Here is a 12464-nt window from a genome sequence, read left to right on the forward strand (position 1 = left end):
CGTCATTAAATCATTTCATGTGACGACTGAGAATTGCGAACTTCTCTGCGGGCGCGTCCGGGCCTAGGGGAGGGGCATGACCGACACGCTCGTCCCCCGCTCCCCCTTCGCCGCGCCGCGCGTGGCCACCCTCGCCGTGGTGGCGGCCTCCGTCTGCTTCGGGCTCGTGCCGCTCTTCGCCCGCGCGTTGCAGGAGGCGGGCGTGGCGGACCCGGCGATCGGCTTCTACCGCTTCGCCTTCTCGGTGGTGGTGCTGGCGCCGTTCCTGCCGCGCGCGCCGGAGAAGCGCCGCCCGGCGGTGGTGATGACGGCGACGGGCGTGGCGCTGAGCCTCGGCTGGCTCGGCTACCTCGACGCGCTGCGCACGCTCCCGGTGGCCTCGGCCGGCGTGATCTACATGAGCTACCCGCTCTTCGCGCTGCTCGTGGGCTGGGTCCTCGCGGGCGTGCGCAGCGGCTGGCGCGGCTGGCTGGCAGGCGCGATGATCCTCGCCGGCGCCGCGGCGCTCGCCGAGGGCGGCGGGCTCGGCGGCGCGGGATGGGGCGCGCTCGCCAAGGCGCTCGCGGCCCCCGCGACCTTCGGCTTCGCCATCGTGATCCTGACCAACTTCGTGCACGGCCTCACGGTGCCGGAGCGGCTGTTCTGCGCCGCGCTCGGCTCGGTGATCGGGATGACGCCGCTCCTCGCCGCGACGCCGGTCGTGGGCTTCCTGCCCGAAAGCGGCGCGACCTGGCTCCTGATCGGGGGGATGGCGGCGATCACCGCGCTCCTGCCGCAACTCGTCTATACGGCGGCGGTGCCCCACGTCGGACCGGGTCGCGCCGCGGCGGCGGGGAGCGTGGAACTGCCCACCATGATCGCGGTCGGGGCGGTGGCCTTCGGCGAGAGCGTCGGCCTGCGCGAGGCGGTGGCGGCGGCGCTGGTGCTCGCCGCGATCCTCGTCGCGCCGGCGGTGCGACCGGGGCGTGCGGGCCTCGTCGGGCGCAAGCGCTTCTTCGGGCTATGAGCCGTCGGGCACCAGCCGCGTGACGCCGAGCGCGCCCGCCCGCGCGAGCTCCGGGTCGAGCGACATGCGCACGTAGTCGCCGCGCCGCCAGAGCTGGCCGAGGTCGTCGTAGTGGCGCGACAGGAAATGCCCCGACTGCCCGGTGGAGATCACGAAGAGCGAACTGTCCGGATCGGCGAAATCGTAGACGCCGCGGTAACCGGCGGCGTGCACGTTGCGGAAGGGGGCGGGCCCCTCGCCGGCGGTCCGCCCGCGCATCAGCGTGTTGTCGCCGCCGGAGGTCGATTGCCGGATGTTGACGAAGTAGCGCAGCAGCGGCACCTTGCCGAGCGCCTGGTGGTCGTGCGTGGCCTGATGCGCGTCGCCCCAGCGCAGGCTCTCGAGGTCGTCGCCATGGGTCTCCGCGATCCAGACCAGCGCGTCGTCGAGGGCGAGGCGCGCGATGTCGGTGCAGCTTTCCTCGGCCGCGGAGCGGCGGATGTCGCACCAGGCGCCCGCGCCGTCCACGTCGCGGAAGACCCGCTCGATGAAGAGCGGGCGCAGGTGCGTGAAGTCGTCGGCGAGCGGGCCGAGGTCGTCGCGGATGAGCCGGTCCTGCAGCGCGCGCATCCACGCGGCGTAGATCAGCGGCTCGGGCCGGTGCTCGTTCATCTCGCCGTTCCACTCGGCCAGCAGATCGAGCGCGCGCTGGCGGCGACGCTCGGGCGTTCCGGCGGGCGCGGCCTCGCCCGTGTACCAGAGATCGGCCCCCACGAGCGGCAGGAGCGTCCGCGCGGTGTAGCTCACCGTGTCGAGCTGCGCCTCCACGAAGCTGTCGCGGGTGTGGATCTCGCGCCCCTGCATCAGGCGGCGCCAGCGCTCGACGCGTTGCGTGTCGCCCCAGCGGTGCGAGACATGGAGCGGAAAGGGCCGGTCCACCACCTTGTTGTTGGTGTTGCCGACGATCGCGCCCGGTGGATCGGTGAAACCGGGGTTCGCGGCGTAGGGCAGCGTCCCCTGCCAGCGGTTCTCGGGCCGGTAGCCGAAGGCGGGCATCCGCCCCTGCGTCTGGTGCGCGGCGTCGCGGCGCGGCATCGCGCCGATGAGCTTCATCGCGATGCGCTCCCCGTCGACGACCGTCAGCATCTGAGAGGGCGCAACGTAGAGCGCGGCGGCGTCGAGCGCCTCCTCCACGGTGTCGGCGTACATCAGCCCGATCGCCGCGCCGAGCGAGGTGTCCTCCTCCGAGAGCGCGGTCCAGGAGACGGCGGCGACATGGCCCGGCGGCGTGACCGCCCCCAGCCCGAAGCGCCCGGGCGGCAGGACGGGGCCGTTTTCCGTGCGCCGGAGCGTCACCGTCACCGGCGCCTCGCCCTCGATCTCGACGATGCTGCGCCGCGTCTCGAAGGGCGCCCAGCCGTCGGGCGTTCGGTATTCCCCCGGCGCGTCCGGGTTCACCTCCTCGAGAAACACGTCCTGATCGTCGAGATAGGAGGAGGTCAGCCCCCAGCCGAGCCGGTCGCTCCGCCCCGAGAGCACCGCGGGGATGCCCGGGATCGTCGCGCCGATCACGCCGCCCGCCGACAGCTCCAGCCGCGCCAGATACCAGATCGCGGGCGCCGAGAGCCCGAGGTGCGGGTCGTTCGCCAGAAGCGTGCCGCCCGCCGCCGCGCGCGCGGGCGCGGCCGCCCAGGCGTTGGAGGCGCCGGCGAGCTCCGGCCGCGGCACCGGCCAGAGCGGATCGTCGGGCGCCGCGGCGACCCGCCGGGGCGCGGGACGCTCGGGCAGCAGGTCGGCATACTCGGGCAGCGCGGCGACGCCCGGCCCCGGCGCCTCGGGCAGGAGGTCGGCGACCGCGCCGGGCCGGTCCTCGAGCGCGAGCGAGAGCCGCGCGCGGCGCACCTCCGCGCTCAGGTGGCCCGAGAGCTGCAGCGCCATCACCTTGACGAGCGCGAGCGAATCCGCCGGCCGCCACGGCGCGATCGCCGCGTCGAAGATGAAGAACTCCGGCGCGCCGCGCCCGAGGCTCTCGGCGTTGATCTCGGCGAGGCGCGCGTTCACGCCCTCGGCGTAGGCCTCGAGCGCGGCGCGCGTGCGGTCGTCCTGCGCCGCCACCGAGGCCTGCGCCGCCAGGTAGAGGCCGAAGCGCCGCATCAGCGTGTCGATCTCGAGGGTGCGCCGCCCGAAGATCTCCGAAAGCCGCCCCTGCGCCGTGCGGCGCAGCACGACCATCTGCCAGAGGCGGTCCTGCGCATGGGCGTAGCCGAGGCCGAAGAACACGTCCGCGTCGGCCTCGCCGAAGATGTGGGGCACGTTCGCCGTGTCGCGCACGATCTCGACGGGCGCCGAGAGCCCGGCGACGGCCTGCGTCTGGTCGTAGTCCGGCAGCGAGCGCCCGGCGAGATAGGCGACCACCGCCACCGCCGCCGCCGCGAGCGCGACGAGCGCCGCGGCGATGCGGAAGAGCCATCGGATCGCCTTGCCCATCGCGCCGTCCCCTCGCGGATGGCGCCCTTGCCAAGGGGCGCACGGCGCGAGACAAACGCGGCGAGCGACGAAAGGCAAGAGGAACAGGGGGGCGCGTGATGGCGAAAGTGGCGTTCATCGGGCTCGGCGTGATGGGCTATCCGATGGCCGGGCATCTGGCGGCGGCCGGACACGACGTGACGGTCTACAACCGCACAGGGGAAAAGGCGGAGCGCTGGGTCACCGAGCACGGCGGCGCGCGCGCGGCGACGCCGCGCGGGGCGGCCGAGGGCGCGGAGGTCGTCATGGCCTGCGTGGGCAACGACGACGACCTGCGCGCCGTCTGCCTCGGCGACGACGGCGCCTTCGCCGGCATGGGCGCGGGCACGATCTTCGTCGATCACACGACGGTCTCGAAAAAGGTCACCGACGAGCTCTGCGCGACCGCCGCCGCGCAGGGCGTCGATTTCGTGGACGCGCCCGTCTCGGGCGGGCAGGCGGGCGCGGAGAACGGCCGGCTCTCGGTGATGTGCGGGGGCCTCGAGGCGGCCTTCGCGCGCGTGGAGCCCGTGATCGCCGCCTATGCCGCGACCTGCCGCCGCCTCGGCCCCTCGGGCGCGGGGCAACTGGCCAAGATGTGCAACCAGATCGCCATCGCCGGCCTCGTGCAGGGGCTGTCGGAGGCGCTCAACTTCGCCGACCGCGCGGGCCTCGACGGCGCGGCGCTCGTCGAGGTGATCTCGAAGGGCGCGGCGGGGTCGTGGCAGATGGAGAACCGCTCGGCCACGATGCTGGCCGACGAGTTCGACTTCGGCTTCGCGGTGGAGTGGATGCGCAAGGACCTCGGCATCTGCCTCGACACGGGCGACGAGATCGGCGCGGCGCTGCCCGTGACCGCGCTGGTGGACCAGTTCTACAAGGACGTGCAGGCGATGGGCGGCGGGCGCTGGGACACCTCGTCGCTCATCCGCCGTCTCCGGGCGCTCTCGCCCGAGTGAGCGCCCAAGCGGTTTCGAAACCGCTTGGGCGAGGGGGCTTTCAGCCCCCTCTGCCGCGCGGGCGCGCGGCATTCACCCCCGAGAGTATTTGGGCCAAGATGATGGGCCGCCGGTGGCGCGACGTGGCGGGCGCGGGGTGGCGTTCGCGGCGCCGCTGAGGGCGGCCGCGCATCGCGGGCACGCGTGCGGGCTGTCGGCGGTGGGCCGCGCGTCGCCGGCGGCGCTCAGCCGAGGCGCGCCGCGAGCGCGCCGTCCCAGAGCGCGACGAGGTCGGCGAGGGGCGCCTCGGCGGCACCGAAGCGCACCGTGTCGCCGGTGAAGCGGCCCACCGTCCGGATCGGCACGCCGGCGCGGCCGGCGGCGATCATCAGCGCCTCGGCCTGATCGAAGTTGCAGGCGATCAGGTAGCGGCCCTGGTCCTCGCCGAAGAGGGCGCCCGTGTCGGCCTCGTCGAGCGTCACGCCGACCCCGCCGCCGGCGGCGAGTTCGAAGGCGGCGAGCGCGAGGCCGCCGTCGGACAGATCGGTGCAGGCGCGGATCATCGTGCGGTTCTCGAGGATGAACTCGCCCGCGCGGCGCTCGGCCTCGAGATCGACCGGCGGCGCGGCGCCGTCGGCGCGGTCGTACATCTCCCAGAGGAGCGCCGAGCGGCCGAGATGCCCCGCGCCCTCGCCGAGGAGGACGGCGACGTGGCCCTCGCGGGCGCGGCCGGTGATCGCCTCCTCGAGGGTCTCGACGAGACCCACCGCGCCGATGGTGGGCGTGGGCTGGATCGGCTGGCCGTCGGTTTCGTTGTAGAGCGAGACGTTGCCCGAGACGATCGGCATGTCGAGCGCGCGGCAGGCGGCGCCGATCCCCTGGATCGCGCCGACGAGCTGGCCCATGATGCGCTCTTTCTCCGGGTTGCCGAAGTTGAGGTTGTCGGTCGCCGCGAGCGGGCGCGCGCCGGTGGCGACGATGTTGCGGTAGGCCTCGGCCACCGCCTGCTTGCCGCCCTCGACCGGGTCGGCCTCCACGTAGCGGGGCGTGACGTCGGCGGTGAAGGCGAGCGCCTTCTCGGTGCCGTGCACCCGCACGAGCGCCGCGCCGTGGCCCGGGCCCTGCACCGTGTCGGCCATCACCATGTGGTCGTATTGCTCCCAGACCCAGCGGCGCGAGGCGTGGTTGGGCGAACCGATCAGCGCGCGCAGCCCCTCGATCGGGTCGGTCTCGGGGACCGGATCGAGCGGCACGGGCGCCTCGGCCGGGATCCAGGGACGGTCGTATTCCGGCGCCTCGCCCGAGAGGGCGCGGAGCGGCAGATCGGCCATCGTCTCGCCATTGTGCACGATCAGGAAGCGATCCTCGGGGATCGTTTCGCCGACGATGGCGAAGTCGAGGTCCCATTTCTCGAAGACGGCGCGGGCCTGGGCCTCCTTCGCCGGGTCGAGGACCATGAGCATCCGCTCCTGGCTTTCCGAGAGCATCATCTCGTAGGCCGTCATCCCAGCCTCGCGGCAGGGGACGCGGTCGAGGTCGAGGCGCACGCCGAGGCCGCCCTTGTCTCCCATCTCGACGGCGGAACAGGTGAGCCCCGCCGCGCCCATGTCCTGGATCGAGACGACCGCGCCGGTCGCCATCAGCTCGAGGCAGGCCTCCATCAGCCGCTTCTCGGTGAATGGGTCGCCCACCTGCACAGTGGGGCGCTTCTCCTCGATCCCCTCGTCGAACTCCGCGCTGGCCATGGTCGCGCCGCCCACGCCGTCGCGGCCGGTCTTGGCGCCGAGGTAGACGACCGGGCGGCCCACGCCGGAGGCCGCGGAATAGAAGATCTTATCGGCCTCCGCGAGCCCGGCGGCGAAGGCGTTGACGAGGCAGTTGCCGTCGTAGGCCGGGTGAAAGCGCAGCTCGCCGCCCACGGTGGGCACGCCGAAGGCGTTGCCGTAGCCGCCGATGCCCGCCACCACGCCGTGCAAAAGCGCGCGGGTGCGCGGGTGGTCGGGGCGGCCGAAGGAGAGCGCGTTCAGCGCCGCGATGGGCCGCGCGCCCATGGTGAAGACGTCGCGCAGGATGCCGCCCACGCCGGTCGCCGCGCCCTGATAGGGTTCGATGTAGGAGGGGTGGTTGTGGCTCTCCATCTTGAAGACGACCGCCTGCCCGTCGCCGATGTCCACCACGCCCGCGTTCTCGCCGGGGCCGCAGATCACTTGGCGCCCTTCGGTCGGCAGCGTGCGCAGCCATGCCTTTGACGACTTGTAGGAACAGTGCTCGTTCCACATCGCCGAGAAGATGCCGAGCTCGGTGAAGGTGGGCTCCCGGTTCAGGAGACGCAGGATGTGGGCGTATTCCTCGGGCTTGAGGCCGTGGGCCTCGACGAGCTCCGGCGTGATCTCGGGATCGGACATCGGGCGGTTCTATCCCCTCTGCGATGGTCGCCGCCCTCTTAAGCCATGCCGTGGCGGGGCGAAAGGGCGCCCCGTTGTGCGGCGCGCCCGCGCTGTGATACGACTGTATACCGAGGGAGGAGGCCATGCCCGATCCGCGCCGCACCGTGCTGATCCCGATCGCCCGGCAGAGCCGGCTCGTCGCGGTCACCCTGATCGCCGCGGTGTGGCGGACGCGCCGTGCCGAGGAGATCGACGCCGCCGTCGGTCGCCTGTCCGAGGCGCGGCAGCGGATGGTGGTGGGCGGCGTGCTCGGCTTCCTGTTCCTGCTCAGCCTCTTCGCCGCGCAGTTCGGGCTCCTCGGGCTCGCGCTCTTCTGGGCGGCGGTGGTGCTCACCGTTTCGTGATCCGTTTCGGGCGCTGCGGCGGCGTGCCGCAGCGCGGCGTGCAATCGGTTGACCTTGCGTCGCTTTTCGCTGTCATTCCCGCAGTATGCGCTTGTATGCCATTGAAAAATCGAGATTTTTCCGACGGTCGCGTGATCCGGGCGGCGTTGCGCGGCGTAACCCCCGGTACAACAGCGCGACAGGAAAGGACTTCGAGATGGACCAGCTTCCGATCATTCTCTGCCTCGGCACGCTCGGCTTCGTGGCGGCCTTCGGCTACATCAGCGCGCGGGCGACGGAGAAGCAGATGCGCGACGGCAGCCACCGCAAGTCGGCCCTCTCGCGCGACGGCGCTGAGGAGCGTCTGCGCCGCGCCGCTCTCGACGGGCGCTGACCGCGCGGCGGGGCGCGGGCGACCGCGGCCCCGCCGGTCCGCTCCCGCGTCGAGACCCCGAGGCGACGCGGACCGTGGGCTCTGGCGCGGCGCACATTCGTGGGGAGCGGCGTCCCTCCCGGCGGCGCGTCGCGGCGGTTACCTCCCAAGCACGGACGAAAAAAGGCCGAGACAAAGTCTCGGCCGAAGTCCAACAGGGAGGTATGAAGATGATGCGCTGCTAGGCGCCATCGCCTTCGATTGCCGAGATAGGCGGCGCTTCTGAATCGATCAAGCGGTTTCGGCAGCGCAGCGAGACAAGGCGGATATGCGTTTCGCGCAACCCGGCGCGGCGGGCCTATTCCGCCGCGGTGCCGCGCGCCTGGCGGCGCTGCGCGACGATCTCGCCCTGCACGAAATCGCGGAAGGCGGCGATGCGGCGCGACTGGCGCAGCTCCTCCGGATAGGCGAGGAACACCGGCACCTCGTTCGATTCGACCTCCGGCAGCACGCGTTGCAGGTCCGGAAAGTCCTGCGTCAGGTAATGCGGCAGGACGCCGATCCCGAGGCTGGCGAGCACGCCCTGCAGCACGCCGAAGTAGTTGTTCACCGTCAGCGTCGAATAGGGCTGATAGGTCATCAGCTTCGCCACGAGGCTCGCGCCCGCGCTGACCTGTGGCGCGCGCGGATTCTGGCAGAGCAGGCGATGGCCCGACAGTTCCTCGGGCCGCTCGGGCGCGCCGTGCGCGCGGATGTAGTCGGGCGTCGCGTAGAGGCACATGCGCACGCTCATCAGGCGCTTGCGGATCAGGTCGGCCTGGCTCGGCTCCTTCATGCGGATCGCCACGTCGGCTTCCCGCATCGGCAGGTCGAGCACGCGCTCCTCGAGCATCAGGTCGATCTTGAGGTCGGGATAGCGCGCGTAGAACTTCGCCAGCCTCGGCACCAGCCAGAGCGAGCCGAAGCCGGTGGTCGTCGTGACGCGAAGCTCGCCGAAGACTTCCTCCTCGCTGTCGCGGATGCGCGCGGCGGCGGCGTCCACGCGCTTCGACATGGCGCGGGTGGCGTCGAACAGGAGTTCGCCCTGTTCCGTCAGGATCAGCCCCCGCGCGTGGCGGTGGAAGAGCGTCGCGCCGAGGCTCTCCTCGAGCCCGCGGATCTGCCGGCTGACGGCGGATTGCGACAGGTTCAGCCGCTCGCCGGCATGCGTGAGCGAGCCGGCATCGGCGACGGCGTGAAAGACCCTGAGCTTGTCCCAATCCATTTCGGCGCATCCTTTTCCCCGGCGGGTCCGGGCAGGGCTCTTTTGCCATGAACCGGCCCGCCATTGAAAGCGCCGCGGCCCGCGGGACGTTCCGTCAGCGGCGCAAGTTGTCGCAGTGCCCACTATACAGGTCAGCCTTTCAGACCTAACATGGGCGCCAAAGGCAGATTACATTTCTCGACAGCAGGGAGGCACGGCATGACGATCCAGAAGATCTCGCTGAGCGACCGGCTCGACATCACGAAATCCCCCGTTCTCCTGAACGGCACGCAGGCGCTGGTGCGCCTGATGCTGATGCAGAAGGCGCGCGACCGGCGCGCGGGGCTCGACACCGCGGGCTACGTCACCGGCTACCGCGGCTCGCCGCTCGGCGCGGTGGACATGCAGATGACCCGCGCGCAGAAGCAGCTCGCCGAGAACGACATCACGTTCCAGCCGGGGCTGAACGAGGACCTCGCGCTGACGGCGGTCTGGGGCAGCCAGCAGGCGGGGCTCAGGGGCGAGGGGACGCACGACGGCGTCTTCGCGCTCTGGTACGGCAAGGGGCCGGGCGTGGACCGCTCCGGCGATGCGATGCGCCACTTCAACATGGCCGGCACCGACGGCAATGGCGGCGCGATCATGGTGATGGGCGACGACCACACCGGCGAATCCTCCACCACCTGCCATCAGTCCGACTGGGCCATGGTGGACGCGCACATGCCCGTCCTCTCGCCCGCGGGCGTGCAGGAAATCCTCGACTACGGCGTCTACGGCTACGCGCTCTCGCGCTACGCGGGCGTCTGCGTCGGCCTCAAGGCGGTGAAGGACACGGTGGAGGCGACGGCCGTGGTGGACGGCCGGCCGGAGCGGATGCAGCTCGTCACGCCGGACTTCGAGCTGCCGCCCGGCGGGCTCAACATCCGCCTCGGCGACCACTGGGTGCCCCAGGAGGAGCGGCTGCTCGCCCACAAGCGCTACGCAGCGGAGGCCTTCGCCCGCGCCAACGGCATCAACAAGCGGATGTGGGGCAGGCCCGGCGCGAAGATCGGCATCGTCTCAGCGGGCAAGAACTGGCTCGACGTGGTGCATGCGCTCAACCTGCTCGGCATCGACGCGGCGGAGGCCGAGCGGCTTGGGATCACCACCTACAAGGTCGGCCAGACCTGGCCGCTCGACATGGCGGGCTTCAAGGACTGGGCCGAGGGGCTGGAGCTGATCGTCGTCGTCGAGGAGAAGCGCAAGCTCATCGAGGTGCAGGTCAAGGAGGCGATCTTCGACGACCGTCGCGGCCGCCGCGTGTATGGCGGCATGAAGGACGGCGAGGTGCTCTTCCCCACCCATTACGCGCTCGACCCGGTCGACATCGCCGCCAAGCTCGGCGCGATCCTGATCGAGGAGGGCCGCGAGACCGAGAGCATCCGCAGCGGCCTCGAGACGCTGGAGGCGGCGCGGCGCGCCGACAACGCCGAGGAGCTCGCGGCGCGGCTGCCGTATTTCTGCGCCGGCTGCCCGCACAACACCTCGACCCGCGTGCCCGAGGGCAGCCGCGCGGGCGCGGGGATCGGTTGTCACACGATGGCGCTCTGGATGGACCGCTCGACCGAGGGGTTCACGCACATGGGGGCCGAGGGCGCCAACTGGATCGGGGAGGCGCCGTTCTCCACCCGCGATCACGTTTTCCAGAATCTCGGCGACGGCACCTACAACCACTCCGGCACGCTCGCCATACGCGCGGCGATCGCGGCGGGCGTGAACATCACCTACAAGATCCTCTACAACGACGCGGTCGCCATGACCGGCGGGCAGCCCAACGACGGCAGCCTGCCGCCCGACCGCATCGCGCGCGAGCTGCTGGCGATGGGTGTGGCCCGCGTCGCGGTGGTCTACGACGAGAAGGAGGAGCCCGACTGGACCCCCTTCCCGAAGGAGATCGAGCGCCACGAGCGCGCCGGGATGGAGGACGTGCAGAAACGCTTGCGCGAGGTCGAGGGCGTCACCGCGATCCTTTACATTCAGACCTGCGCCGCCGAGAAGCGCCGCCGCCGCAAGAAGGGCGCCTTCCCGGACCCCGATCAGCGCGTCTTCATCAACACCGACGTCTGCGAGGGCTGCGGCGATTGCGGCGTGCAGTCGAACTGCGTCGCCATCGCGCCGGTCGAGACCGAGCTCGGCCGCAAGCGCGCCATCGACCAGTCCGCCTGCAACAAGGACTTCTCCTGTCTCAAGGGCTTCTGCCCGAGCTTCGTCACGCTCGAGGGCGCGACGCCGCGCAAGGAGGCGGCGACCGAGGTCACGCTGCCCGACATGCCCGAGCCCGCGCTGCCCGCGATCGACCGGACCTGGAACGTCGTGATCACCGGCATTGGGGGCACGGGCGTCGTCACGCTGGGCGCCGTGCTCGCGCAGGCCGCGCAGATCGAGGGCAAGGGCGCCGCGATGATCGAGATGGCGGGCCTCGCGCAGAAGGGGGGCGCGGTACACATCCACTGCCGCCTCGCCGAGCGGCCCGAGGACATCGCCGCGATCCGGGTCGCCACCGGCGAGGCCGACGCGCTGATCGGCGGCGATCTGGTGGTGAGCGCCGGGGCCAAGACGCTGGGGCTGACGGCCACCGGGCGCACCGGCGCCGTGGTCAACAGCCACGAGACGATGACCGGCGATTTCACCCGCGACCCGGAGTTCCGCATCCCGAGCGCCGATCTCTCCCGCGCGCTGGAGCGGCGGCTGCGCGACCGGTTGCAGACCTTCGACGCCACCGCGCTCGCGGGCAAGGTGATGGGCGATTCGATCTATTCGAACATGATGGTCATGGGCGCCGCGTGGCAGCGCGGGTTGATCCCCGTGAGCCGGGACGCCATCCGGGAGGCGATCCGCCTCAACGGCGCGGCGGTGGAGGCGAACCTCCGCGCCTTCGAGGTCGGGCGCTGGGCCGCCCACGCGCCCGAGGAGGCCGCCGCGACGCTCGAGGACAAGGTGCACGAGCTGCCGAAGACCCTCGACGAGAAGATCACCTACCGCGAGGAACACCTGACCGCCTACCAGGGCAAGCGCCTCGCCCGGCGCTACCGCCGCATGCTCGACGGCATCGCGGATCGCGCGGTGAAGGAGGCCGTGGCGAAGGGCTATCACAAGCTCCTGGCCTACAAGGACGAATACGAGGTCGCGCGGCTCCTGCTCACGACGCGGGAGAAGGCGCGCGCGGAGTTCGGCGGCGATTTCCGCATGAACTTCCACCTCGCGCCGCCGATGCTGCCCGGCAAGGACGCGCAGGGCCGCCCGAAGAAGCGCCGTTTGGGCGCGTGGCTCGAACGGCCGATGAAGCTGCTCGCCGCGATGAAGGTGCTGCGCGGCACGCCGCTCGACCCCTTCGGCTACACCGCCGAGCGGCGGATGGAGCGCCGCCTGATCCGGGAGTACGAGCGCGACATGGCCGAGGCGCTGGCGAAGCTCGACGACACCACGCGCGACGCGATCGTGGCGCTCGCCGAACTGCCGCTCTCGATCCGGGGCTTCGGCCCGGTGAAGGAGGCCAACGCCGAAACGGCCGCCAAGCGGCGCGAGGAGCTATTGAGCGTTATCCGTCAGGGCCGCGCGCCGCTCGCCCGCGCGGCGGAATAGGGCGTCACGGCCGCGTCATGGCGCTGTTA

Annotated in this window: 8 protein-coding genes; 5 read left to right on the forward strand and 3 right to left on the reverse strand. The window is 71.7% G+C overall.

Going from position 1 to position 12464, the window contains the following annotated elements; translation table 11 throughout:
- Positions 1-76: 76 nt before the first annotated feature.
- Positions 77-1006, forward strand: a complete 930-nt coding sequence (locus tag DRV84_RS07325; protein WP_115979234.1) for a DMT family transporter — start codon at positions 77-79, stop codon at positions 1004-1006.
- Here the strand turns inward: DRV84_RS07325 and DRV84_RS07330 are convergent.
- Positions 1001-3472 carry a penicillin acylase family protein gene (locus DRV84_RS07330; protein ID WP_115979235.1) on the reverse strand — a complete coding sequence of 824 codons (2472 nt, stop codon included), beginning with the start codon at positions 3470-3472 and terminating at the stop codon, positions 1001-1003. The two genes, DRV84_RS07325 and DRV84_RS07330, sit on opposite strands and share 6 nt — an antisense overlap.
- Positions 3473-3570: 98 nt before the next feature.
- Here DRV84_RS07330 and DRV84_RS07335 point away from each other — a divergent pair, with 98 nt between their 5' ends.
- Positions 3571-4449, forward strand: coding sequence for an NAD(P)-dependent oxidoreductase (locus DRV84_RS07335; protein WP_115979236.1), 879 nt, complete (start codon positions 3571-3573; stop codon positions 4447-4449).
- Positions 4450-4673: 224 nt separating this feature from the next.
- On the opposite strand, the gene purL is transcribed toward DRV84_RS07335, so the two are convergent.
- Entirely contained in the window at positions 4674-6833 is a 2160-nt protein-coding gene (purL, locus tag DRV84_RS07340; RefSeq protein WP_115979237.1) for a phosphoribosylformylglycinamidine synthase subunit PurL, read from the reverse strand.
- A 125-nt stretch (positions 6834-6958) separates the two neighbouring features.
- On the opposite strand from purL, the gene DRV84_RS07345 reads away from it, so the two are divergent.
- Both DRV84_RS07345 and DRV84_RS15585 read left to right on the forward strand, forming a co-directional pair.
- The gene (locus DRV84_RS07345) at positions 6959-7219 is read left to right on the forward strand and encodes a hypothetical protein (protein WP_115979238.1); all 261 of its coding nucleotides are present in this window, start codon (positions 6959-6961) and stop codon (positions 7217-7219) included.
- Positions 7220-7415: 196 nt separating this feature from the next.
- Positions 7416-7592 (forward strand): hypothetical protein, encoded by a 177-nt coding sequence (locus DRV84_RS15585; protein WP_158547768.1) that lies wholly within the window; start codon positions 7416-7418, stop codon positions 7590-7592.
- Between the two features lie 337 nt (positions 7593-7929).
- Here the strand turns inward: DRV84_RS15585 and DRV84_RS07350 are convergent, their stop codons facing one another.
- Entirely contained in the window at positions 7930-8835 is a 906-nt protein-coding gene (locus DRV84_RS07350) for a LysR family transcriptional regulator (protein ID WP_115979239.1), read from the reverse strand.
- Positions 8836-9033: 198 nt separating this feature from the next.
- Between DRV84_RS07350 and DRV84_RS07355 the strand changes: the two genes are divergently transcribed.
- Positions 9034-12435 carry an indolepyruvate ferredoxin oxidoreductase family protein gene (locus DRV84_RS07355; protein ID WP_115979240.1) on the forward strand — a complete coding sequence of 1134 codons (3402 nt, stop codon included), beginning with the start codon at positions 9034-9036 and terminating at the stop codon, positions 12433-12435.
- Positions 12436-12464: the final 29 nt, after the last annotated feature.

Origin of the sequence: Rhodosalinus sediminis (genome assembly GCF_003385555.1) — a bacterium.
Taxonomy (GTDB): Bacteria; Pseudomonadota; Alphaproteobacteria; order Rhodobacterales; family Rhodobacteraceae; genus Rhodosalinus; species Rhodosalinus sediminis.

Bases quoted from the DNA above. Each gene is read 5' to 3' on its own strand.
- DRV84_RS07325 (WP_115979234.1), top strand. From the start codon at position 77: ATGACCGACACGCTCGTCCCCCGCTCCCCCTTCGCCGCGCCGCGCGTG.
- DRV84_RS07330 (WP_115979235.1), bottom strand. From the start codon at position 3,472: ATGGGCAAGGCGATCCGATGGCTCTTCCGCATCGCCGCGGCGCTCGTC.
- DRV84_RS07335 (WP_115979236.1), top strand. From the start codon at position 3,571: ATGGCGAAAGTGGCGTTCATCGGGCTCGGCGTGATGGGCTATCCGATG.
- purL (WP_115979237.1), bottom strand. From the start codon at position 6,833: ATGTCCGATCCCGAGATCACGCCGGAGCTCGTCGAGGCCCACGGCCTC.
- DRV84_RS07345 (WP_115979238.1), top strand. From the start codon at position 6,959: ATGCCCGATCCGCGCCGCACCGTGCTGATCCCGATCGCCCGGCAGAGC.
- DRV84_RS15585 (WP_158547768.1), top strand. From the start codon at position 7,416: ATGGACCAGCTTCCGATCATTCTCTGCCTCGGCACGCTCGGCTTCGTG.
- DRV84_RS07350 (WP_115979239.1), bottom strand. From the start codon at position 8,835: ATGGATTGGGACAAGCTCAGGGTCTTTCACGCCGTCGCCGATGCCGGC.
- DRV84_RS07355 (WP_115979240.1), top strand. From the start codon at position 9,034: ATGACGATCCAGAAGATCTCGCTGAGCGACCGGCTCGACATCACGAAA.